The organism is Comamonas flocculans (assembly GCF_007954405.1).
Lineage (GTDB): Bacteria > Pseudomonadota > Gammaproteobacteria > Burkholderiales > Burkholderiaceae_C > Comamonas_C > Comamonas_C flocculans.
This window is the reverse complement of record NZ_CP042344.1, coordinates 3,057,241-3,080,270: the sequence shown is the minus strand read 5'-3', so window position 1 is coordinate 3,080,270 and position 23,030 is coordinate 3,057,241. Positions and strand designations below refer to the sequence as shown.

The following is a 23,030-nucleotide window of genomic DNA, read 5'->3' as shown; positions in this document are numbered from 1 at the left end:
CACTTGCCTCGTGTGACGAATCGTGTCTGAACAGTGTACAGATTCCCGCCCGTCAACTCCAGCATGCGGGGCGCGGATCGTGCCTGCACGCGCACGCATGTCCGATAATGAACACTGGACAGCACCGGGAGGGCGGCACATGGGCACGATGGAACGCATATTGCGACTGATGGGGGAAAAGCAGGCCTCCGACGTCTACCTTTCGGCCGGCGCGCCGGCGCTGATCCGCATCAACGGCGACTGCGTACCCATCAACAACCAGTCGCTCGCGCCCGATGCCCCCAAAAGCCTGCTGGCCGAAATCATTGCCCCCGAACGCATTGAAGAGCTGGAGGAAACCGGTGAGCTGAACATGGGCGTGCCACTGACCGGCGTGGGGCGCTTTCGCATCAGCGCCATGCGCCAGCGCGGCAGCTATGCCGTCGTGATCCGCTTCATCACCTACCAGATCCCGGAACTCGCCAAGCTTGGCCTGCCGCCGGTGCTCAGCGACCTGATCATGGAAAAGCGCGGCCTCATCCTCGTCGTCGGCGCCACCGGCTCGGGCAAGAGCACGACCCTGGCAGCCATGATCGACAAGCGCAATGGCGAATCGACGGGCCACATCCTGACGGTGGAAGAGCCCATCGAATACCAGTTCAAGAACCGCAAGTCCATCGTCAACCAGCGCGAAGTGGGCAGCGACACGCGCAGCCTGCAGACCGCGTTGAAGAACGCGCTGCGCCAGGCGCCCGACGTGATCCTGATCGGCGAAATCCGCGACCGCGAGACCATGTCGGCCGCCATTGCCTACGCGCAGTCGGGCCACCTGTGCCTGGCCACGCTGCACGGCAACAACAGCTACCACGCGCTCAATCGCATCCTGTCCTTCTACCCGGTGGAAGTGCGGCCCACCATGCTCACCGACCTCGCCTCCGCGCTCAAATCCATCATCTCGCAGCGCCTGGTGCGCACCACGACGGGCGGGCGCGTGCCGGCCGTCGAAGTCATGCTCAACACCAAGCTGGTGAGCGACCTGATCGAACAGGGCGATTTCTCCGGCGTGCGCGACGCCATGGAAAAGTCCATGGCTGAAGGTTCACAAACCTTCGAAGAGTCGCTCGCCAAGCTCATCATGGAAGACAAGATCACGCGCAAGGAAGGCCTGGCCAATTCCGACTCGCCCACCAACCTGCTCTGGCGTCTGCAAAACGACTTCAGCGTGGCCGCCAAGGCCGCGCAGGCGCAAAAGCAGAGCCAGGCGCCGGTGGAAGAATCGGGCCCGTCGTTCACCGAGATCGTGCTCGACGTCAAGCCCGGCTGACCCTCTCCAGCGGGCGCACGCCCGCTTCACCTCCTCTCCTGACGGGCCGGCTTGCATGCCGGCCTCCGTTTCATGCTGATCCTGAGCAACCTGACCCTGCGCCGCGGCACCAAGGTGCTGCTCGACGGCGCCAGCACCACCATCCAGGCGGGCGAACGCGTGGCCCTCGTCGGGCGCAACGGTGCCGGCAAGTCGTCCCTGTTCGCGCTGCTGCAGGGCCAGCTGCACGAAGACGGCGGCGAGCTGCAGCTGCCGGCGCATTGGCGCAGCGCCAGCGTGGCCCAGGAGATGCCCGAAACCGCGCAAGACGCCACCACCTTCGTGCTGGCGGGCGACGAGCGGCTGGAGCAGTTGCAGGCGCGGCTGGCGGGCGCCGAGCAGGCGGGCGACGGCATGGCCATGGCCCAGCTGCATGCCGACCTGCACGACGCGGGCGCGCACGACGCCCGGGCGCGCGCGCAGGCGCTGATCCTCGGCCTCGGTTTCCAGGTGGCGCAGCTGGAGCAGCCGGTCAACAGCTTCTCCGGCGGCTGGCGCATGCGCCTGCAACTGGCCCGCGCGCTCATGAGCCCGAGTGATCTGTTGTTGCTGGATGAACCCACCAACCACCTCGACCTGGACGCCCTGGTCTGGCTGGAGGGCTGGCTCAGGCGCTACCCGGGCACACTGCTGATGATCAGCCACGACCGCGAATTCCTCGACGCCATCGCCCAGGTCACCCTGCACATCGAGCATGCCAGGCTGACGCGCTACAGCGGCAACTACAGCGCCTTTGAAGAGCAGCGCGCCCAGCAGCTGCTGCTGCAACAGGCGGCCTACGAGCGCCAGCAGGAAAAAATCGCCCACCTGCAGCATTTCATCGACCGCTTCAAGGCCAAGGCGACCAAGGCCAGACAGGCGCAGAGCCGCGTCAAGCAGATCGAACGCATGGAAAAGGTGGCGCCGGTGCTGGCCGAGGCGGATTTTTCCTTTACCTTCCGCGAGCCGGCGAACCTGCCCAACCCGATGCTGGCCATCCGCGACGCAAGCTTCGGCTACCGCGGCGAGGACGGGCGCGCGCTGCCCATCGTGCGGGGCGTCACCCAGACCGTGCTGGCGGGCCAGCGCATAGGCATTCTCGGCGCCAACGGCCAGGGCAAATCCACGCTGGTCAAGACGATTGCGCGCACGCTCGCGCCGCTGTCGGGCACGCTGACCGAGGGCAAGGGACTGAGCATCGGCTACTTCGCGCAGCAGGAGCTCGACGTACTGCGTCCGCAGGACACTCCGCTGGAACACCTCATCGGACTGGCGCGCGAAATGGGCGCTGGCGGCGAGCAGTCGCGCGAGCAGGACTTGCGCAATTACCTGGGCAGCTTCAACTTCAGCGGCGACATGGTGGGACAGAGCGTGGGCAGCATGAGCGGCGGAGAGAAGGCCAGGCTGGTGCTGGCGCTCATCGTCTGGCAGCGCCCCAACCTGCTGCTGCTGGACGAGCCGACCAACCACCTGGACCTGGCCACGCGCGAGGCGCTGGCCATGGCGCTCAACGACTTCGACGGCACGCTCATGCTGGTAAGCCACGACCGGCACCTGCTGCGCGCGGTATGCGACGATTTCTGGCTGGTGGCGGATGGCGCCGTGCAGCCTTTTGACGGCGATCTGGACGCCTACCAGCGCTACCTGCTGGACGATGCCCGGCGCACGCGCGAGCCGGCCCGGCGCGCAGCGCAAGACGGCGTTGCCCCGTCCAGCTCCGCAGGCGTGGACCCGCGCGAGCAACGCCGACTGGCCGCCCAGGCGCGCCAGCAGGCGGCGCAAAAGACCCGGCCGCTGAAGCAGGAGTTGGCCACGCTGGAGCGCGAAATGGCCCGCCTGGAAGCAGAAAAGAGCACGCTGGAAGAGTTGCTGTGCAGCAGCCCGCAGGCCCAGGACATCGCCCAGGCGGGCAAGCGCCTGAAGGTGATCACCGATACGCTGCAGGCCAGCGAAGAGCGCTGGCTGCAACTGTCTGAAACCATGGAAAAGCTGTCAGCCGCGCTCGTCGCCGACGCGCCCTGATAAAAAACCGTTGTTTGACAGCTGCTTGGCGGACATACTTGAACTTCACTGCAAGTAGGTATAAACCCGAACTTTTTAACATCACAGTGTCAACCAGCGCGGTGCAGCGGCGTTGAACAGGCAATCAAAGGAGTTATGCCCATGTTCATCGCAACTACCCCCGCCGCCCAGACCAGCCTCTGGCCCGATGACGAGCGCGACCGCAAGCGCGCCCCGGTTCGCGGCGCGTTGTAAGCACGCCCCTGCGGCCGACCGGCCTCCCGGTCTGCCGGCGCCAGGAATGAAAAAGCCCCGCCAAGCGGGGCTTTTTGAAGTCGTTCTTCCTCTGCGCTTGCGGGCAAAGCCGTCTCAAGCCATGTGCAGGCCACCATTGACCGAAAACTCGGCCCCGGTGGCGTAGCCGCCTTCATCGGATGCCAGCCAGGAGATGATGGAGGCGATCTCGCTGGGCTCGCCCAGGCGTTTGACCGGCACCGTGGCGACGATTTTCTCCAGCACGTCCGGGCGGATCGCCCGCACCATGTCGGTGCCGATATAGCCCGGCGCCACGGTATTGACCGTCACGCCCTTGGTGGCCAGCTCTTGCGCCAGCGCCATCGTGAAGCCGTGCATGCCGGCCTTGGCGGCCGAATAATTGGTCTGGCCCGCCTGGCCCTTTTCCCCGTTGACGCTGCTGATGTTGATGATGCGCCCCCAGCCGCGCTCCACCATGTCGGCCACCACCTGCTTGGTGACGTTGAACATGCTGTTGAGGTTGGTGTCTATCACCTGGCGCCAGTCCTCGGGGCTCATCTTCACGAACATGCGGTCGCGCGTGATGCCCGCGTTGTTCACCAGCACGTCGATGGCGCCGTGTTCGGCCTTGGCCTTCTCGAAGGCCTGCACCGTGGAGTCCCAGTCGCTCACGTTGCCCACCGAGGCGTGAAAGGTGTAGTCCTGCGCCTTCTGCTCGTCCAGCCATTTCTGGAAGTCGCGCGTCGGGCCGCAGCCCGCGATCACCTTGTAGCCGTCCTTGTGCAGACGCTGGCAGATCGCGGTGCCTATGCCGCCCATGCCGCCGGTGACGTATGCCGTTCTTTGAGCCATGACCTGTTCTCCTTCTGTCTTGTTCGCCCCACTCTAACCGAGATTGGCGGCGGCCCGCCCCATGGAAAACACCAAGCCCGCGCCGCCGCCCGCTGCGCCTCAGCCGCGCTCCACAGCCATCGAAACGCCCATGCCGCCGCCTATGCACAGCGCCGCCAGGCCCTTGTGGACACCGCGGCGCTGCATCTCGTGCAGCAGCGTCACGAGAATGCGGCAACCCGACGCACCGATGGGGTGGCCAATGGCGATCGAGCCGCCGTTGACATTGACCTTGGACGCATCGACCGCCAGCTCCTTGTTCACCGCGCAGGCCTGTGCCGCGAAGGCTTCGTTGAGCTCGAACAGGTCGACGTCGGCCACGTTCCAGCCTGCCCGCTTGAGCGCCTTGCGCGAGGCCGGCACCGGCCCCATGCCCATGGTCGCCGGGTCGAGCCCGGTGATGCCATAGGCCTTGATGCGCGCCAGCGGCGTGATGCCGAGTTGCGCCGCCTTCTTCGCGCTCATCACCACCACCGCGGCCGCGCCGTCGTTGATACCCGAAGCATTGCCGGCCGTCACCGTGCCCGCCTTGTCGAAGGCCGGGCGCAACTTGGCCAGCACCTCGGCACTGGTCTTGCGGTTGACGAATTCATCCACCTCGAAGGTGATGGGGTCGCCCTTCTTCTGCGCCAGGCTGACCGGCACGATCTCGTCGGCGAAGCGGCCCGCGTCCTGCGCCGCGGCGGCCTTTTGCTGGCTGGCCAGGGCCAGCGCGTCCTGCATGTCGCGGGTGATCGCGTGCTCCCTGGCGACGTTCTCGGCGGTGATGCCCATGTGGTACTGGTTGTACACGTCCCACAGGCCGTCGACGATCATGGAATCGACCATCTTCCAGTCACCCATGCGCTGACCGGTGCGCGAGCCGTGCAGCACGTGCGGCGCCAGGCTCATGTTCTCTTGCCCGCCGGCCACGACGATGTCGCTGTCGCCGGTGGCCACGGCCTGGGCCGCCAGGATCACCGCCTTCAGGCCCGAGCCGCAGACCGCGTTGATGGTCATGGCCGGCGTTTCCTTGGCCACGCCGGCCTTCATCATGGCCTGGCGCGCGGGGTTCTGGCCACTGCCTGCGGCCAGCACCTGGCCCATGATGACCTCGCCCACCTGGTCCAGCGGCACCTTGGCGCGCGCCAGGGCCTCCTTGATGACGATGGCGCCGAGCTCGGTCGCCGGGGTGTGCGACAGGGCGCCGCCGAACTTGCCTATGGCCGTGCGCACGGCCGATGCGATGACGATGTCTTCCATGATGGTCCTTTCTGCAAAATCCGCCGTGGCAGCCACGCGCCGCCACGGTCACGAAACCATTGTGCCGCCGCGCCCATGGCAGCGGGCGCGAGGTCCTTTTCAGGCCTTTTGCCGCACGTAGCTGCCGGGTGCGGCCTCCAGCGCCTTGTAGCGCGGCGCCTTGCCGTAGGCCTTGGGCGCGGCGATCTGCCTGCCGCCGTGGCCTTTGAGCCACGCGGCCCAGTCCTCCCACCAGCTGCCGGGATGCTCGGTGGCGCCCTTGATCCAGGCGTCGACTTCGCGCGGGAACTTGCCGTCCTCGCGCAGCCAGTGGCTGCGCTTCTTTCTGGCCGGCGGGTTGATGACGCCGGCGATGTGGCCCGATGCGCCCATGACGAAGCGCTTCTTGCCCGGCAGCACCTGGGTGGAAGCATAGGCGCCGCCTATGGGCACGATGTGGTCCTCGCGCGAGCCATAGATGTAGACCGGCAGCTTGACCTGGGCAAGGTCGATCTTTTCACCGCACACGGTCACGCCGCCGGGCTGCACCAGGCGGTTTTCCAGATAGAAGTTGCGCAGGTACCAGGCGTAATAGGGCCCGGGCAGGTTGGTGCTGTCGCAGTTCCAGTACAGCAGGTCGAAGGCCGGCGGCGTCTCGCCCTTGAGGTAGTTGCCCACGACGTAGTTCCAGACCAGATCGTTGGGCCGCAGGAAGCTGAAGGTCGAAGCCAGGTCCTGCCCCTTCATCAGCCCGCCCTGCCCCATCTGCAGCTCGCGCAGGCGCACGAAGTTCTCGTCGATGAAGACGTCCAGCACCCCGGTTTCGGTGAAGTCGATCAGCGTGGTGAGGAAGGTGCTGCTAGCCACCGAGTCGTCACCGCGCGCGGCCAGTACGGCCAGCGCAGTGGCCAGCATGGTGCCGCCCACGCAAAAGCCCAGGGCGTTGATCTGCGCGGCCCCGGTGATGGCCTTGACCGTCTCGATGGCTTCGATGACCGCGTCCTCGATGTAGTCGTCCCAGGTCTTGTCCGCCAGCGTCATGTCGGGGTTGCGCCAGCTCACGACGAAGGTGCGCTGGCCCTGCTGCACCGCATAGCGGATCAGCGAGTTGTCCGGCTGCAGGTCGAGGATGTAGTACTTGTTGATGCACGGCGGCACCATCAGGAAGGGCCGCTCGTGCACCTTGGCGGTGAGCGGCTTGTATTCGATCAGCTGAAACAGCGCGTTCTGGTAGACCACCGCACCCTCGGTGGTGGCGACGTTCGTGCCGACCTCGAACTGGCTCTCGTCGGTCATCGAGATATGGCCCTGCTGGATGTCCTTGAGCAGGTTGGCCATGCCTTGCGCCAGGCTCTCGCCCTGGGTTTGCAGCGCCTTCTTCTGCGCTTCGACGTTGAAGGCCAGGAAGTTGCTCGGCGCGCTCGCCGCCAGGTACTGCTCCACGCCGAAGCGGATGCGCTCGCGCGTCTTCTCGTCCGCCTGCACCGCGTCGGTCATGGCGCGCAGCGTGCGTGCCTGCAGTTCGTAGGCGGACACGGTGAAGGCCGAGACCGGGTTGCTGCTCCACGAACCCGCGCTAAAGCGCCGGTCGTCCGAAGGCTGGAGGGCGGCGGTGCCCCAGTTGCGTCCCCAGAGCTCGCGCACGCCGTCCAGGTATTCCTGCTGCAACTGCGCGAGCCTTTCCGGCGAGAAGCTCACGGCTTGCAGCGGCTGCATGCTGGTGGCCAGGGCGCCCACGTCCACGGGCTTGTATGCCTGCAGCATCTGGCCCCAGGCCTGCGCCCAGAGCTGCTGCAAGGCGCCCGCGTTGCGGGCCCAGTCAGGGTCGAATGACATGGCGGCTCCTTTGCTCGGTTGTACGTGACAAGCCACTATATGCCGAGAAAGCCCTGCTGCGGCAGCGGGCGCGGCATACTTCCACGGATGCTGCTCGTACTCGTCGCCTGGCTCTACGTGACCGTGCTGATGGCGCTGGCAGAAGCCACGGCGCCCCGGGGCTCGCTTGCGGGCGCGCTGGCCACCCTCGTCTTCTACGGCCTGCTGCCCGGCGCGCTGATGGGCTACTTCCTGCTGCGCGCGCGGCGCAAGCGCCGCAGCGCCGATGCGCAGGGCGCTGCGCCGCCTCCTTCAGGGCTGCAGCCAGACACAGGCGGCCATGCGCCCGCTGCTGCCCAGGGAGACGGCGTCGCGCCGGTGCGAGAAGAACCGTGAAGGGTTGCTGACGGTGCACCAGCGCGGGCTGGCGTCGTTGCCGTGCAGGGACTGCACACCGGCGCGGCGCAGGCGCTGACGCGCCAGCCCTGCCAGATCGGCGAGGAACTTGCCCGGCTGGCCCGTGGGGACGAAATGCCGCGCCGCGTCGGCATCGACGGCGCAAAACGCCGCGCGCACCTCGGCACCCACCTCGAAGGCCCGCGGGCCTATGCAGGGACCCAGCCAGGCAATGACTTCGTTTTCAGGAGCTGGTTGCGCTTGCCCATCAACGGTTTGAGCCCGAAAAGGCTGCAAAACCGCTTCCAGCACACCCGCCGCCAGTCCGCGCCAGCCCGCATGGGCGGCGGCCACGCGCGTGCCGGCGCGGTTGCACAGCAGCACCGGCAGACAGTCGGCCGCCATCACGGTGCAGGCCAGGCCCGCCTCGGTGCTGGTGCTGGCGTCGGCCTGCAGGCCGTCGGGCAGCGCGGCATGCAGCTCGGCCACGCGGCAGCCGTGCACCTGGCGCAGGAAGACCGGGCGCACCGGGGCCGATGGCGCCTGCAGCGCGGCGTGCAGCAGGCGGCGGTTGGCCGCCACCGCGGCCGGTGCGTCGCCCACGTATTCACCCAGGTTGCAGCCCTGCCAGGGCGCAGCGCTGACCCCGCCCGCGCGCGTGGTGCACAGGGCGCGCACGCCGGGCGGCGCGGGCCAGTCGGGGACGATCCAGTCGCTGGGCATGGCAGACATGGCGCCAGCATAAGCCAACGCGTGGCACACTCGCTTGCGCACTTTCCTCCCAGCCCAGACATGAACCACGTCTTTCCTCCCGCCGCCAGCGCGAGCGTGCCGGTCACCGGCTCGGCGCAGCGTTTTCCGGTCCACCGCATCTATTGCGTCGGACGCAACTACGCCGAGCACGCGCGCGAAATGGGCGCCAGCGGCCGCGAGGCGCCCTTCTTCTTCATGAAGCCGGCCGACGCCGTCCTGCCCGCGGCCGCGGATGCCTGCGCCGCCATGCCCTACCCGCCGCAGACCGCCGAGCTGCACCACGAGGTGGAGCTGGTGCTGGCCCTGGGCCGCGGCGGCAGCGATATCGCGGTGCAGGACGCGCCCGGCCACATCTGGGGCTATGCGGTGGGCCTGGACATGACGCGGCGCGACCTGCAGGCCGAAGCCAAGAAGCTCGGCCGTCCCTGGTGCACCGCCAAGGGCTTTGACGCCAGCGCGCCGATCAGCGCAATCACGCCCGCGGCGCAGGCGGGTGACATCGACGGCGCCGCGATCACCCTCAGCGTCAACGGCGCGCTGCGCCAGAGCGGGCGCATCGAGCAGATGATCTGGAGCTGCGCCGAGGTCATCAGCCACCTGAGCCGCCTGTGGGCGCTGCAGCCGGGCGACCTGGTATTCACCGGCACGCCCGCGGGCGTGGCCGCGGTGGTGCGTGGCGACCGGCTGCGCGCCGAGGTCACGGGCCTGGCGCCGCTGCAGCTCGAGATGGTTTGACGGCTATCCAAAAAAGTAGCTGCTGTCGCAATACCCACGGGCGCAAACGCCCTGTTTCATACCCAAAATGTTTGCCCGCCGTCCTATCCTGCACTGCCGTGAATGCGGCGCCACCGTGGTCTATCGCCTGCCCGACGACGGCGACACCCACCCGCGCGCCGTCTGCACCCGCTGCGCCACGGTGCACTATGAAAACCCGCTGATGGTAGTGGGCACCGTTCCGGTGCTCGGCGAGCGCGTCTTGCTGTGCCAGCGCAACATCGAGCCGCGCCGCGGCCTGTGGACGCTGCCGGCCGGTTTCATGGAGCTCGACGAGACCACTGCCCAGGGCGCGGCGCGCGAAACCGACGAGGAAGCCGGCGCGCAGATCGAGATGGGTCCGCTGTTCACCCTGCTGAACGTGACCCAGGTCGGTCAGGTCCACCTCTACTACCGCGCCACGCTGCTGAGCGACGCCTTCGACCCCGGCCATGAAACCATGCAGGCGCGGCTGTTCACCGAAGACGAAATCCCGTGGGAGCAGCTGGCGTTTCGCACCGTGCGCAGGACGCTGGAGTGCTATTTCGCCGACCGGCGGACGGGCCGGTTCGGCTTTCACTGCATGGACCTGAGCTGAGGCGTGGGCAGGCAGCCTCCGATGCGCGGCCCGCATGCTCCGCCCCCGGCGGGGCGCGCGCCGCTGTCCGCGCGCACCGCCGCCTTGCTGCTGCTGGCCTTTGGCGCGGTCTGGCTGCTGGCACTGGCGGGCACCGCCGTCACCCCGCCGCTGGACAACGTGGAGCAGAGCATCTGGCTGCGCTCGCTGCAATGGGGCTATTACAAGCATCCGCCGCTGCCCACCTGGCTGGCCGCGGCCGCCACCGCCGCGGGCGGGCACGGCCCGCTGCCGCTGTACCTGCTGGGCGCGGCCTGCACGCTGGCGTCGCTGCTGATCTTCTGGCAGCTGCTGCGTGAATGCCGCGGCCCGCAATTCGCCCACGTCGCGCTGCTGGCCGCGCTGTGCGTGACCTTCTACAACGGGCGGCTGTACTACTTCAACCACAACGTGGTGATGATGCCCGCCATTGCCGCCATGGTCTGGGCCTGCTGGCGCCTGAGCGTGCGCCCCAGCCTGGCCACCTGGGCGCTGCTGGGGCTGTGCGCGGGCCTGGGCATGCTGGCCAAGTACCAGACGGCCGTGGCCGGTGTCTGCGTGCTGCTGTGGTGGCTGCAACTGCGCGGCTGGCGCCACCCGGTGCACCGCGTCGGGCTGTGGCTGGGCGCAGCGGTGGCCGCGCTGGTCTTCCTGCCGCATGCGCTGTGGCTGTGGCAGCACGACTTTGCGCCGCTGCATTACGCGCAGCACAGCTCGCTGGGCGTGGGCCTGGCGCCGCTGGCGCGCCTGAAGCACACGCTGCTGTGGCTGGCCGACTGGCTGTTCAACCGCCCGGTGCTCGCCTGGCTGGTACTGGCGGCCGCATGGTGGGGCGCACGCCCGCAGCCGGGCGACGGCGCGGCTGCGCCGACGGCGACTGCACCAGAGGCCTCGCGCCGCTTCCTGCTGCTGTGGGGCATGGCCCCGGCGCTGATGATGGCGCTGCTCGGCCTGGCGCTGGGCACCGATCTGCAGCTGCAGTGGCTGACCGCCTTCACGCTGTGGACGGTGGCGGCGGTCATGGTGCTGCTGCCCTCGCGCGCCCTCGCCTGGCCGGCCCGGCGTGCTGCCGGGCGGGCGTTTGCCGCGGCGCAGGTGCTGCTGCTGGCGCAGCTGCTGCTGTCTTCGGTTTACGGGCCCGAGCGCTGGCGCTCGGTGCACTGGCGCAACTTCCCGTCCGACCGCCTGGCGCAGGGCGTGGCGCAGCCCGCGCGCGAGCTGCTGGGCGGGCCGATAGACATCATCAGCGGCCCCTACAAGGAGGCCGGCGCGCTGGCGTTGCGCATGGCCGAGCACCCGCGCGTGCTGATCGACGGCAAGCTCGCGATCAGCCCCTGGATCAGCGCCGAGGAACTGCGCAGCGCCCGGGTGATCAGCCTGTTTCCCGCGGCCGAGCTGCCCGCCGGCGCCTACCGCGCCATGCCTGGCTGGGCCTGGCGCCCGGGCGGTCCGGACCACCCAAAGACTCCCTCCCCATGAGCACAGCACCCGCCACCGGCCCGAAACCCCTGGTGCTCTGCGCCGACGACTACGCCCAGGACAGCGGCGTGAGCCAGGCGATTCGCCGGCTTGCCGCGCAGGGGCGGCTGAGCGCCACCAGCGCCATGGTGCTGGCGCCGCGCTGGCCCGAAGAGGCGGCGGCGCTTGCGCCCCTGCGCGACCTGATCGACGTGGGCCTGCACCTGGACTGGACCAGCGCCTACGCCCGCGCCGCCGGCCATGGCCTGGGCCTGGGGGCGGCCATGGCGCGCGCGCTGCTCGGCGGCTTCGATCGCAGCCGGGCGCGCGAGGCCATCGAGCGCCAGCTCGACCTGTTCGAAGCCCATTGGCAGGCGCCGCCCGACCATGTGGACGGGCACCAGCACGTGCAGCAGTTCGCCGGCATTCGCGAGCCGCTGGTAGGGCTGCTGGTGCGCCGCTACGGCGCCGACTGCCCCTGGTTGCGCGTCTCGCGCCCCGCACCGGGGCAGGCCGACCTGAAGAGCCGCACCATCGCGCGCATGGGCGCAGATGCTCTCACGGCGATAGCTGCAGACGCAAGCGTGCCAAGCGCAAGATGGCTCTGCGGCATCTATGATTTCAAGGGCGATCAGGCGGGCTATGCGCGCCGCATGGGCCAGTGGCTGGCGAGCGCACCGGCCGGTGCGCTGCTGATGTGCCACCCGGGCGATGGCCATGCCGACCCCGACGCACCGCCCGACCCGATTGCCGGTGCGCGTGCGCACGAGGCCGCTCACCTGGGCAGCAGCGCCTTCGGTGCGCAGCTTGCCAGCGCCCGCGTGCGCCTGGTGCGCGGCAGCACCCTCTACCGCGGCGCGCGCGCGCCGCAACCCCGATGAAGCAAACCGTCCCCCCCGAAGCCACGGCGCCGCTGTGGCGCTGGCTCGCGCTGCTGCTGGGCCTACTCCTGCTGCTGGCCGCGCTGCGCCCGCTGAGCGTGCCCGACGAAGGGCGCTATGCCGAGATCAGCCGCTGGATGCTGGCCTCGGGCGACTGGCTCACGCCGCGCCTCGATGGCCTGCCCTTCTTCCACAAGCCGCCGCTGCTGCACTGGCTGCAGGCCGCGGCCATGGGCGTGGTGGGCGTGAGCGCCTGGTCCGCCCGGCTGGTGCCGGCCGCGGCCGCCGTGCTGATGGTGGCGAGCCTGTACCTGGCGGTGCGGCGCGTGGCCGACGCGGCGCTGGCGCGGCGCGCGGCGCTGGTGCTGGCGGCCAGCGGCGTCTTCCTGGTCGGGGGCCAGTACGTGAACCACGACATGCTGGTGGCCAGCTTCATCGCCAGCGCCATCTGGTGCTTTGCGCTGGCGCTGCTGCACGGGCCCCGGCCGCACGCCCGGCTTGCACGCCTGGGCTTTGCCTGCTGCGCGCTCGGGCTGCTGACCAAGGGACTGATCGGCGTGGCCCTGCCCGGCCTGGTACTGCTGGCGTGGATCAGCTGGGCGCGCCTGTGGCCGCGCGTGCTGCGCCTGCCCTGGTTCAGCGGGCTGCTGGTGTTCGCGCTGCTGGCCCTGCCCTGGTTCGTGCTGGCCGGCCAGCAGCACCCGGGGCTGTGGAGCTATCTGTTCGGCGCGCAGCAGTTCGGCCGCTACACCGGCACGGTGTTCAACAACCAGCACGGCCCCTGGTTCTACCCGGCGGTGCTGGCGCTGATGCTGCTGCCCTGGAGCTTTTTCCTGCCTTTTTCGCTCAAAACCCTTGCTGAGCCTGGGCAAGCAGCTCCGGATACGGGAGCAAACCAGCTGCGCGTGCTGTGCTGGATCTGGGTGGCGGTCATCGTCGTGTTCTTCTCGCTGCCGCGCTCCAAGCTCGCTGGCTACGTGCTGCCGGTCACCCCGGCGCTGGCGCTGCTGGCCGCGCTGGGCTGGCAGCGCACCATGGCCACGCGCCGCCATGGCGAGCGCTGGTTCGCGCTGCTGGCGCTGCTGCCGGCCGCGGCCGCCCTGGCGCTGACCCTGGGACCGGGGCGCGACACCAGGCGCCTGAGTACCGACGTCGCCCCCGCCCTGGCCGCCCGGCTGCAGCCGGGCGACGCCGTCTATGTCTGCGGCGGCTATCCCTACGACCTGCCCTTCCTCGCGCGGCTGCACGCTCCGCTCATCGTGGTGCAAGACTGGCCGCTGCTGCGCAGCCGCACCGGCGACAACTGGCGGCGCGAGCTGTTCGAGGCCGGCGACTTCGAGCCCGAAGCCGCCCGGCGCATCCTGCAGACGCCCGCGCAGTTCGCCGCCCGCGATCGCCACCAGCGCGCCTGGCTGCTGGCGCCCAGCGGCCAGGCGCCGCCCCCCGGCTGGCGCAGCGTGCGCGCGGGGCTGCGCTGGACGCTGCACGCCTCAGCGCCGGAAGGCCCAGTAGCGCCCGAGCACGAAAGTCTGCCCTGCGGCGACCAGCATGGCGGCAAGCAGCGCCAGCCATGAAGGCCAGTGCGCCAGGCGCAGCAGCGCGGAGAACACCAGCTCGTTGACCGCAAAGCCCGCGAGCGCCGTCAGCGCAAAGCGCAGCAGGCTCTGGCCCATGCCGGTGGCGGCATCGCGAAAGCTCAGCCAGCGGTGGCCGGCAAAGCTGACGAAGAACGCAACGATGAAACCCAGCGCGTTGGCCAGCTCGGCCAGCAGCGCGTGCTGCGCCAGCCAGAACACCGCCGCGTGCGTGGCGGCCGCGCCCGCGCCCACCGCGATGAACCAGGCGCCTTCGCGCGCCGGCGCGGGCAGCGGCTGCACCCTCATGCGCCGCCCTGCTCCCGAGTCGGCGGCGGCAGGCCGGCCCCGGCCTCGTCGGCCACGATGTAGAGCGGGCGCTGCTTGACCTCGTCGTAGATGCGCGCCACGTATTCGGACAGCAGGCCTATGGACATGAGCTGCACGCCGCTCAGGAACATCATGCCCACGACCAGCGTGGCATAGCCCGGCACGTTGATGCCGCGCAGGAAATACTCCCCTATCACCCACAGCCCGTAGCCGATGGACGACAGCGACAGCACGCCGCCGACCAGCCCGAGCAGGCGCAGCGGCACCGCGGTGAAGGCGAACAAGCCGGTGGTGCCCAGGCTGAGCGCGCCGCGCAGGCCGAAATGGCTCTCGCCGGCCTGGCGCGGCAGCGGCTCGTAGTCCAGCGCCACGCTGGGAAAGCCGACCCAGGCGTACAGGCCCTTCATGAAGCGGTGGCGCTCGGGCAGGCGCAAAAGCGCCTGCACCACGCGCCGGTCCATCAGGCGAAAGTCCCCGGCATTGCGCGGTATGCGCACCCGCCCGCCCCAGTTGACGACGCCGTAGAAGCCGGCCACCAGGCGCCGGTGCAGCGCCGACTGGTCGTCGCGCGTGCGCCGCACCGCATAGACCACATCCACGCCCTCGCGCCAGTGGCGCAGCATCTCGGGCAGCAGGCTGAGCGGGTGCTGGCCGTCGGCGTCCATCAGCACCACCACCTCGCCGCGCGCGGCGGCCAGGCCGGCGCTCAGCGCCGCCTCCTTGCCGAAATTGCGCGACAGCTGCACCAGGCGCAGCGCCGGCTCGCCGGCGCACAGCCCGCGCAACACCGCCTCGGTGTCGTCGCGGCTGCCGTCGTTGACCACCACCAGCTCCACGCGCGGCGACAGCGCACGCAGCGCCTGCAGCGTGCGGGCAATGAGCTCCGGCAAGCTGGCCGCTTCGTTGTAGGCCGGCATGACGCAGGAAATCGACGGTGGCGTGTCCGCTCTCTGGTGCATGGGATACCCTGGAAACAAAAGGCCTGCACGATGCGCGCAAGCCGCAGCCCGATTTTGGCCGAGCACGCGTGCCGCTGCCGGCCGGCATGCGACAAACCCGTGCTTTGACTGCGCTTCAGATTCGGTATTTATAATCACGACGTGTCTTACAACCTGCAACGCAGGTCGCTCATGCCCGTGGTGCCTTTTGCACGCCGGCATGGAACACGGTCAGGCGCCTTGCCCCACGGGCACTTGCCGCCAGCCACGGCCGAAGCCTCGGCCTCGATGCTCCGGATGGGCCTGCCTGGCGTCTGACGCCGCGCCCCCGTCCGCGCACCGGCTCTTGCGCACCCCTTTGCAGCGTGCCATTCGAGCCAACCGGCTACCCCGGAAGGTAGTCACTATCCCCGGCAGCGTTCTCCGTGTGCGTCCCGACAAGGGCATGCACTTTGGGCGATGTCATCGCATCGGGGTTGGGTGATTTTCATGCTTCGGCCCTTTCGTGCCCTGCGCCCACCAGCGTGCGCGGGGCGAGTTCAATCCACAAGAAAGAACCCACCAGGTGGCCAAGTCAATCACTATCGACAAGGTATTCAAGGTCTTCGGCGACGCGCCCGAACAGGCGCTGCGCCTGGCCCGCGCCGGTGTTTCCAAGCAGCAGATCCTGGAGCGCACCGGCCAGTCCATCGGCGTGTTCAACGCCAGCTTCGACATCGCCGCCGGCGAGATCTTCGTCGTCATGGGCCTGTCGGGCTCGGGCAAGTCCACGCTGGTGCGCATGCTCAACCGGCTGATCGAGCCCACCAGCGGGCGCATCCTCGTCGATGGCGAGAACATCAACGACTATGGCGACAAGCGCCTGCGCGAGCTGCGCCGCAAGGACATCTCCATGGTGTTCCAGTCGTTCGCACTGATGCCGCACCTGTCGGTGCTGGAAAACACCGCCTTCGGGCTGGAGCTGGCGGGCGTGCCGCGGGCCGAGCGCGAGCGCGCCGCCACGGAGGCACTGGCGCAAGTGGGCCTGGCGGGCTGGGAGGCGAGCTACCCGGACGAGCTCTCCGGCGGCATGCAGCAGCGCGTGGGCCTGGCCCGGGCGCTGGCGGCCGACCCTTCCATCCTGCTGATGGACGAGGCGTTCTCGGCGCTCGACCCCATCATCCGCACCGAGATGCAAAGCGAGCTGCTGCGCCTGCAGGAGAGCAAGCGCCGCACCATCGTCTTCATCTCGCACGACCTGGATGAGGCCATGCGCATCGGCGACCACATCGCCATCATGAAGGACGGCCACGTGGTGCAGGTGGGCACGCCCGACGAGATCCTGCGCGCGCCGGCCGACGACTACGTGCGCGACTTCGTGCGCGGGGTGGACGCCGCCGCCGTGTTCAAGGCCAGCGACATCGCGCGCCAGGCGCTTACCGTCATTTCCGAGCAGGGCGACCGCGGCTGCCGCGCGGCGCTGCGCATCCTGGAAGATTCCGACCGCGACGTGGCCTACGTGCTCAGCCCGCGCAAGCACTACCTGGGCACGGTGTCCTCGCAGTCGCTGCGCGAGGCGCTGCGCGGACACCAGGGCGCACTGGGGCTGAAAAACGCCTTCATGCGCGAGGTCGTGCCGCTGGAAGCCAACGCGCCCGTGGCCGAGCTCTACGGCGCCATGGTGCATGCGCCATGCCCGCTGCCGGTGATCGACGACGCCGGCCAGTACCTGGGCGTGGTCAGCCGCACCACGCTGATGCGCTTCCTCGACCGCGACACCCCCCCGGTGCTGCCCGAGCAGCCCGAAGTGGCCCCGCTGCAGCTCAACCCGCAGTTCCCGCACCAGGCGGCCGAGCCCATCGTGCGGGCCGCATGACAAGAAAAGGACAAGACCATGGCCGATGAAGCCACGACCGACCCCTGGAGCGCCGCCAGCGCGCCCCCCGCCACCCCCGCCGAACCCGACGCCTGGGGCAGCGCCATGGACGGCGCGCAAGGCGGCGCGGGCTGGCTGGACGCACCCGCCGGCGCCGCCGCGCCCGATGGCGGCGGCAGCCTGGCCACGCTCTGGCAGCAGATCAGCACCGACGGCCTGCCGGTGCAGGGCCCGATCAACGACGGCCTGGCCTGGGTGGTCAGCCACTTCAGGCCCTTCTTCCAGGCCGTGCGCACGCCGATCGACGCGATCCTCTCGGGCATCACCGACGGCCTGCTGGCCGTGCCCTGGCCGCTGATGGTGCTGCTGATCGCGCTCGTCGCCTGGCAGTTTGCCGGGCGCTGGCTGGCGCTGGGCACCGCGCTCTCGCTGCTGGCGGTGGCGCTGCTGGGCATCTGGGGCGACACCATGGTGACGCTGGCCCTGGTGTTCACCTCGCTGCTGTTTTGCGTGCTCATCGGCCTGCCGCTGGGCGTGCTGCTGGCGGCCAGCGACCGCGCGCAGCGCATCACCCGCCCGATTCTGGACGCGATGCAGACCACGCCGGCCTTCGTCTACCTGGTGCCCGTCGTCATGCTGTTCGGCATCGGCAACGTGCCGGGCGTGATCGTCACCATCGTCTTCGCGCTGCCGCCGCTGGTGCGCCTGACCAATCTGGGCATACGCCAGGTGCGCCCCGATCTGATCGAGGCCAGCCGCGCCTACGGCGCCTCGCCCGCGCAGCTGCTGCTGAAGGTGCAGTTGCCGCTGGCCATGCCCTCCATCATGGCCGGCATCAACCAGGCACTGATGCTGAGCCTGTCCATGGTGGTGATCGCCTCGATGATCGCCGTCGGGGGCCTGGGGCAGATGGTGCTGCGCGGCATCGGCCGCCTGGACATGGGCCTGGCGACCGTCGGCGGCCTCGGGATCGTGCTGCTGGCCATCGTGCTCGACCGCATCACCCAGGCCATGGGCGAGCCGCGGCGCGGCGGCCAGCGCTGGTACAGCGGCGGGCCGCTGGGCCTGTTGCAGCGCAAACCTTCAAAAACATAGCTGTCAGCGCTTGCCCAGCAAGCGTTTGAGCCCTGTTTCATTCATATTTTCATTTCCACTTTTCACCCAAGAAGGAGCATCCCATGTCCCGTCTCTCCCCTCTTCGCCGCCTGCTGGTGCTGGCCACCGCGGCCAGCACCTTCGCCATCGCCGCCAGCGCGGCCGACCTGCCCGGCAAGGGCGTCAAGGTCTTGCCGCTCAAGAGCTCGATCGCCGAGGAAACCTTCCAGACCCTGCTGGTGATGAAGGCGCTGGAAAAACTCGGCTACGAGGTGCAGCCCATCAAGGAGGTGGAATACCCCACCGCGCACATCGCCATCGGCAATGGCGACGCCACCTTCCTGGCCGACCACTGGAACCCGCTGCACGCCGACTATTACAAGAACGCCGGCGGCGACGCCAAGCTGTTTCGCGAGGGCATCTTCTCGCCCAACGCCGCCCAGGGCTATCTGATCGACAAGAAGACCGCCGACGCGCACAAGATCACCAACATCGCGCAGCTCAAGGACCCGGCGATCGCCAAGCTGTTCGACAGCGACGGCGACGGCAAGGCCGACCTCACCGGCTGCAACCCCGGCTGGGGCTGCGAGGCGGTGATCGAGCACCAGCTCACCGCGTTTGACCTGCGCAAGACCGTCACGCACCAGCAGGGCAGCTATTCGGCGCTGATCGCCGACACCATCACGCGCTACAAGGCCGGCAAGCCCATCCTCTACTACACCTGGACGCCCTACTGGGTGAGCAACGAGCTCAAGCCCGGCAAGGACGTGGTCTGGCTGGAAGTGCCGTTTTCCTCGCTGCCCGGTGAGCAGAAGGACATCGACACCAAGCTGCCCAACGGCAAGAACTACGGCTTCGTAGTGAACAATCAGCAGATCGTGGCCAACAAGGCCTGGTGCGACGCCAATCCGGCCGCGGCCAAGCTGTTTTCCATCATGCAGCTGCCGATTGCCGACATCAACGCGCAAAATTACCTGATGAGCCAGGGCCAGAACAAGGCCGCCGACATCGAGCGCCACACCGACCAGTGGATCAAGGCGCACCAGGAAACCTTTGACGGCTGGATCGCCCAGGCCCGCGCCGCCGCCCGCTGATGCCTGCCCCGCCGGCCCGTGGGCCGGCCGTGTTTCGCCCCCGACTGGAGTTTTGCCGCGTGCACCGCTTTCTTTCCGTCCTGCTTCACCTCTTCCTGGCGCTGATGCTCGGCGCCGCCACGCCGCTGGCCGCGCAGGCGGCGGAGTTCGTCAGCATCAAGGGCAACGCCGTCAACGTGCGCGCCCAGCCCAGTACCCGCGCGCCGGTGCAGTGGGAACTGGACCAGGGCTACCCGCTGCGCGTGCAGCAAAAGAAGGGCCGCTGGCTCAAGGTGGCGGACTTCGAGGCCACGCTGGGCTGGGTGTACGCACCGCTGACCGAGCACACGCCGCACCGCATCGTCACCGCCTCCAGGGCGCGGCTGCGCGCGGGCCCGGGCACGGGCCAGCGCATCCTGGCGACGCTTGCCGGCAACGAGATCGTGCGCACGCTGACCACGCGCGGCGGCTGGGTCCAGGTACAACGCAGCAACGGCCAGCGCGGCTGGGTGGCCAAGCGCCTGACCTGGGGCTGGTAGCGCCTGCCTGCGCCCGGCCGCTGCGGCGCGGCGCGGCCCATGACTTCAGGCACTGGACAAGCCGGCGTTTTTCGGGGCCAATTCAGGCACCCGGCCGTCCGCCCCCGCCCTGCCGCCACCGCCATGATCCGCTGCGCCGACACACCCACCTCCGACAACCCCGATCTGTCCGGCGCGGCACGGCCCGCGCGCGCCATTTTGCTGGTGGACGACCACGAGTTGGTGCGCCTGGGCTTTCGCGCCCTGGTGGCGGCCCGGAGCGGCGAAGCGGGTGAACCGCCGCTGTACGTGCTTGGCGCCACCACGCTGGCCGAGGCGCTGCAATGCTACGAGCAGCAGCGCGCCTGCATCGCCGTGGTGGTGCTGGACCTGAACCTGCCCGACACCGAGGGCCTGAGCGGCCTCATCCGCTTTCGCCAGGCCTGTCCGCAGGCGCCCGTCGTCGTGCTTTCGGGCACCGCCAGCGCGCAGATGGCACAGGACGCGCTGACGCTGGGCGCACTGGCCTTCTTCGAGAAGTCGGGCGACCTCGGCGCCATGCTGGGCTTCGTGCATGCCTGCGCGCATGCAGATGCGCCGCACCCGGGCGGCCCGCGCCCGCACCTTGCCCACCCGGGCAACGTGCACGGCACCGCGTTTGCCGGTGCCCATGCACGCCGCGACGCGCTGGCCCAGCTCACCACGCGCCAGCTGCAAATTCTGCAATGGGTACTCGAAGGCAAGAGCAACCGCGAGATCAGCGAGATTGCCCACCTGACCGAGGGAACCGTCAAGAACCACGTCTCCATGCTGCTGCTCACTTTCGGCGTGCGTTCGCGCACCCAGCTCATCATCAAGCTGCACGCATGAGCGCAAGCACCAGCGCGCCCGCCGCGCCGCCATCGCCTTACGCCGAAAAGGTGCTGCGCGAGCAGGTAGCCATGCTGTATTCCACCATCCGCACCGCCACGCTGGGCGACTTCCTGCTGGCGCTGGCTTTCGGCAGCGCGATGTACTGGCAAATGCGCGCCTGGCCCATCCTGGCCTGGATGCTGCTGCACCTGTACAACACCTCGCGCATGCCGCTGCTGACGGCCTACTTCAAGGACCCGCAGGCCGACCAGCGCCTGCAGCACTGGGCCGACACCTATTGCCGCGAACTGCGCCTGAACAGCCTGACCTGGGGCTTGGCCCCGCTGCTGTTCCTGCCCGACAGCCTGCCGCTGACGGCGCTGATGATGCTGGTCATGATGGGGCTGTGCGCCGCCGGCGTGTCGGCGGTGTCGCCGCTCGCGCGGGCCGCACGCCATTACCTCATTCCCATGCTGGTCTGCCTGATGCTGGCGCTGCTGATCCGCCCCAGCGCCATGCACGTTTTTCTGGCGGTGTGCTGCGCCATCTTCCTCGGCTCGATACTGCGCTTTGCGCGCGCGCAATCCGAGCTGCTGGTGCAGGCGCTGCACGCCCGCTTCGAAAAAGAGGCGCTGGCCGCGCAACTGGCACGCCAGATGCGCGCCACCGAGGAAGCCAGCCAACAGAAAACGCGGTTTCTCGCCTCGGCCAGCCACGACCTGCGCCAGCCGCTGCACGCCATCGCGCTGCTGGGCGCGGCGCTGCAAAAGCAGCTGGCCGGCCATGCGCAGGAGACCACCGCCGAGCGCCTGATGCAGGCCGTTGGCACACTCACCCATTCATTGGACGCGATGCTGGACGTCTCACGCCTGGACGCCGGCGTCGTCGCGGCCAAGCGCCGGCCGATCGCCCTGCAGGAGATCTTCCAGTCGCTGGGACAGAGCTTCGTCAACGCCGCCAGCGAAAAGGACATCACGCTGCGCCTGCGCGCCACCGAGCTGTGGGCCGACAGCGACCCGCAGCTGCTGCGCCGCCTGCTGTCCAACCTGCTGGACAACGCCATCAAGTACACCCGCGAGGGCGGCGTGCTGGTGCTGGCGCGCGGGCGGGCCACGCAGGTCTGGATCGAGGTCTACGACACCGGCATCGGCATCGCGCCCGAGCAGCAAGGCCGCGTCTACGAGGAGTTCTACCAGGTGGGCAACCCGGGGCGCGACCGCGCGCTGGGCCTGGGCATAGGCCTGTCCGTCGTCGCCAGGCTGGCGCGGCTGCTGGAGCATTCGCTGCAGCAGCGCTCCACGCTGGGCAGGGGCACCCGCTTTCGCCTGGTGCTGCCGCGTGCCACGCCGCTTCGCACCCGCGCGGGGCCCGCCCTGCCGCCCGCCACCGCATGGAGCGTAGCCGCCGGGACGCGGCCGCTGCCCCGGCGCGTGCTGCTGCTCGACGACGAGGCCGACGTGCGCAGCGCCATGACGCAGCTGCTGCAGGCTTACGACGTCGATGCCCACGCCGTGGCCGACGAGGCGCAGGCGCGTGCGCAGCTGATGCAGGCGCAGGCCGCGGGCAAGCCCTTCGCGCTGCTGATCTGCGACTTTCGCCTCGCCGGCGACGCCGACGGCCTGCAGGCGGGCGAAGCGCTGGCGCGCGAATTCGCGCCCCTGGCGCTGCTGCTGGTCACCGGCGAGACCGCACCCGAGCGCCTGCGCCACGTGCGCAGTGCCGGCGTGCCGGTGCTGTTCAAGCCGGTGGGGAGCGAGCAGCTGCTGCAGGCCATCGCGGACACCCGCGGCTGAGGCGCGGCGCGGCGCTGGCCCGGAACAGCGCCCATCCATGCATGACTTTGGTCACTGGTGGCGCCGCGCTGCAGCTGGCATGCTCGGACCCGCAGCGATACAAGAAGAGCGAGGGAGGGAGAAGAGCCGCCGCCGTGGCCATGTTCCTGGTGGGGAAGGTGGCTGGCAGACCCGGGGCCGGGCGCAGAGGCCCGGCCCCGGGTTTTGCGCCGGCCTCGGCTCGCGCCGGCGCCACCAGAGTCCGGAAAATGCCAAGGGCGCCGCCCGCTGCCGGGAGGGCGCCCTTTCCCTGTGCGGCTGCCGTCGGCGCCGCAGCGGCGACTACTGGCGCAGGAAATCGATCACGATCTCGCCGGGCTCGCGCTGGCGGTATTCGATGGCCACGCCCTCGCCGTAGCGCATCTCGATCTGGCTCAGCAGCGGCAGCGGGTCGTGGTCGTTCATGAAGCGCATGGTCTCGCCCGGGTGCAGCGCATCGAGCGCGCCGAAGATGGCCGAATGGCGAAAGCGCCGCGCAATGCCGCGGGCATCAAAGGGGTAGATCGCTTCAGCGCTGGTGTGGTCGTGCATGGAATTGAAGGTGCATTTGAAATGACACTTCAGTGTAGGCCGGCGCCCCGCCCGGCACCAGCCGTGGCCCT

21 protein-coding genes are annotated in these 23,030 nt (G+C 69.2%); 14 read left to right on the top strand and 7 right to left on the bottom strand.

The annotated features are described in order from the left end of the window. Positions 1-139 precede the first annotated feature (139 nt). Positions 140-1,303, top strand: a complete 1,164-nt coding sequence (locus tag FOZ74_RS14690; protein WP_146913755.1) for a PilT/PilU family type 4a pilus ATPase — start codon at positions 140-142, stop codon at positions 1,301-1,303. Between the two features lie 72 nt (positions 1,304-1,375). After that, positions 1,376-3,343: an ABC-F family ATP-binding cassette domain-containing protein gene (locus tag FOZ74_RS14685; RefSeq protein WP_146913754.1), complete on the top strand. Its 1,968-nt coding sequence runs from the start codon at positions 1,376-1,378 to the stop codon at positions 3,341-3,343. Positions 3,344-3,691: 348 nt separating this feature from the next. On the opposite strand, the gene phbB is transcribed toward FOZ74_RS14685, so the two are convergent. The 3 genes from phbB to FOZ74_RS14670 form a co-directional block, all read right to left on the bottom strand. Then, the gene (gene phbB / locus FOZ74_RS14680) at positions 3,692-4,429 is read right to left on the bottom strand and encodes an acetoacetyl-CoA reductase (protein ID WP_146913753.1); all 738 of its coding nucleotides are present in this window, start codon (positions 4,427-4,429) and stop codon (positions 3,692-3,694) included. Between the two features lie 99 nt (positions 4,430-4,528). Then, positions 4,529-5,710, bottom strand: coding sequence for an acetyl-CoA C-acetyltransferase (locus FOZ74_RS14675; RefSeq protein ID WP_146913752.1), 1,182 nt, complete (start codon positions 5,708-5,710; stop codon positions 4,529-4,531). A 99-nt stretch (positions 5,711-5,809) separates the two neighbouring features. After that, positions 5,810-7,525, bottom strand: coding sequence for a PHA/PHB synthase family protein (locus tag FOZ74_RS14670; protein WP_146913751.1), 1,716 nt, complete (start codon positions 7,523-7,525; stop codon positions 5,810-5,812). An 87-nt stretch (positions 7,526-7,612) separates the two neighbouring features. Between FOZ74_RS14670 and FOZ74_RS14665 the strand changes: the two genes are divergently transcribed. After that, complete coding sequence (locus FOZ74_RS14665) at positions 7,613-7,900, top strand: hypothetical protein (RefSeq protein WP_146913750.1); 288 nt, start codon at positions 7,613-7,615, stop codon at positions 7,898-7,900. Here FOZ74_RS14665 and pgeF read toward each other — a convergent pair. After that, positions 7,817-8,623 carry a peptidoglycan editing factor PgeF gene (gene pgeF, locus FOZ74_RS14660; RefSeq protein ID WP_146914223.1) on the bottom strand — a complete coding sequence of 269 codons (807 nt, stop codon included), beginning with the start codon at positions 8,621-8,623 and terminating at the stop codon, positions 7,817-7,819. The two genes, FOZ74_RS14665 and pgeF, sit on opposite strands and share 84 nt — an antisense overlap. Before the next feature lie 69 nt (positions 8,624-8,692). On the opposite strand from pgeF, the gene FOZ74_RS14655 reads away from it, so the two are divergent. The 5 genes from FOZ74_RS14655 (at position 8,693) to FOZ74_RS14635 (ending at position 13,935) form a co-directional block, all read left to right on the top strand. Beyond that, positions 8,693-9,388 carry a fumarylacetoacetate hydrolase family protein gene (locus FOZ74_RS14655; protein WP_146913749.1) on the top strand — a complete coding sequence of 232 codons (696 nt, stop codon included), beginning with the start codon at positions 8,693-8,695 and terminating at the stop codon, positions 9,386-9,388. 67 nt (positions 9,389-9,455) lie between these two features. After that, complete coding sequence (locus FOZ74_RS14650) at positions 9,456-10,004, top strand: NUDIX hydrolase (protein ID WP_146913748.1); 549 nt, start codon at positions 9,456-9,458, stop codon at positions 10,002-10,004. Between the two features lie 21 nt (positions 10,005-10,025). Further along, positions 10,026-11,501, top strand: a complete 1,476-nt coding sequence (locus FOZ74_RS14645; RefSeq protein ID WP_146913747.1) for a glycosyltransferase family 39 protein — start codon at positions 10,026-10,028, stop codon at positions 11,499-11,501. Further along, the gene (locus FOZ74_RS14640; RefSeq protein WP_146913746.1) at positions 11,498-12,361 is read left to right on the top strand and encodes a ChbG/HpnK family deacetylase; all 864 of its coding nucleotides are present in this window, start codon (positions 11,498-11,500) and stop codon (positions 12,359-12,361) included. Before FOZ74_RS14645 ends, FOZ74_RS14640 begins: the two co-directional genes overlap by 4 nt. Continuing rightward, the gene (locus tag FOZ74_RS14635) at positions 12,358-13,935 is read left to right on the top strand and encodes an ArnT family glycosyltransferase (protein ID WP_146913745.1); all 1,578 of its coding nucleotides are present in this window, start codon (positions 12,358-12,360) and stop codon (positions 13,933-13,935) included. Before FOZ74_RS14640 ends, FOZ74_RS14635 begins: the two co-directional genes overlap by 4 nt. On the opposite strand, the gene FOZ74_RS14630 is transcribed toward FOZ74_RS14635, so the two are convergent. After that, entirely contained in the window at positions 13,852-14,244 is a 393-nt protein-coding gene (locus tag FOZ74_RS14630) for a GtrA family protein (protein WP_146913744.1), read from the bottom strand. The two genes, FOZ74_RS14635 and FOZ74_RS14630, sit on opposite strands and share 84 nt — an antisense overlap. Next, on the bottom strand, positions 14,241-15,224 hold the full coding sequence (locus FOZ74_RS14625) for a glycosyltransferase family 2 protein (RefSeq protein WP_146913743.1): 984 nt from the start codon (positions 15,222-15,224) through the stop codon (positions 14,241-14,243). Before FOZ74_RS14625 ends, FOZ74_RS14630 begins: the two co-directional genes overlap by 4 nt. A 544-nt stretch (positions 15,225-15,768) precedes the next feature. On the opposite strand from FOZ74_RS14625, the gene proV reads away from it, so the two are divergent. The 6 genes from proV (at position 15,769) to FOZ74_RS14595 (ending at position 22,389) form a co-directional block, all read left to right on the top strand. Then, positions 15,769-17,058, top strand: a complete 1,290-nt coding sequence (gene proV / locus FOZ74_RS14620) for a glycine betaine/L-proline ABC transporter ATP-binding protein ProV (RefSeq protein ID WP_146913742.1) — start codon at positions 15,769-15,771, stop codon at positions 17,056-17,058. Between the two features lie 18 nt (positions 17,059-17,076). Next, the gene (gene proW, locus FOZ74_RS14615) at positions 17,077-18,153 is read left to right on the top strand and encodes a glycine betaine/L-proline ABC transporter permease ProW (RefSeq protein WP_146913741.1); all 1,077 of its coding nucleotides are present in this window, start codon (positions 17,077-17,079) and stop codon (positions 18,151-18,153) included. Positions 18,154-18,236: 83 nt separating this feature from the next. Further along, positions 18,237-19,247 carry a glycine betaine/L-proline ABC transporter substrate-binding protein ProX gene (gene proX, locus FOZ74_RS14610; protein WP_146913740.1) on the top strand — a complete coding sequence of 337 codons (1,011 nt, stop codon included), beginning with the start codon at positions 18,237-18,239 and terminating at the stop codon, positions 19,245-19,247. A gap of 104 nt (positions 19,248-19,351) precedes the next feature. Further along, entirely contained in the window at positions 19,352-19,765 is a 414-nt protein-coding gene (locus FOZ74_RS14605) for an SH3 domain-containing protein (protein WP_146914222.1), read from the top strand. Positions 19,766-19,888: 123 nt separating this feature from the next. Continuing rightward, positions 19,889-20,614, top strand: a complete 726-nt coding sequence (locus FOZ74_RS14600) for a response regulator transcription factor (protein ID WP_146913739.1) — start codon at positions 19,889-19,891, stop codon at positions 20,612-20,614. Next, complete coding sequence (locus FOZ74_RS14595; protein WP_146913738.1) at positions 20,611-22,389, top strand: ATP-binding response regulator; 1,779 nt, start codon at positions 20,611-20,613, stop codon at positions 22,387-22,389. The genes FOZ74_RS14600 and FOZ74_RS14595 overlap by 4 nt, the downstream gene beginning before the upstream one ends. Before the next feature lie 321 nt (positions 22,390-22,710). Here the strand turns inward: FOZ74_RS14595 and FOZ74_RS14590 are convergent, their stop codons facing one another. After that, positions 22,711-22,959, bottom strand: coding sequence for a DUF2249 domain-containing protein (locus FOZ74_RS14590; protein WP_146913737.1), 249 nt, complete (start codon positions 22,957-22,959; stop codon positions 22,711-22,713). Between the last annotated feature and the right edge of the window lie 71 nt (positions 22,960-23,030).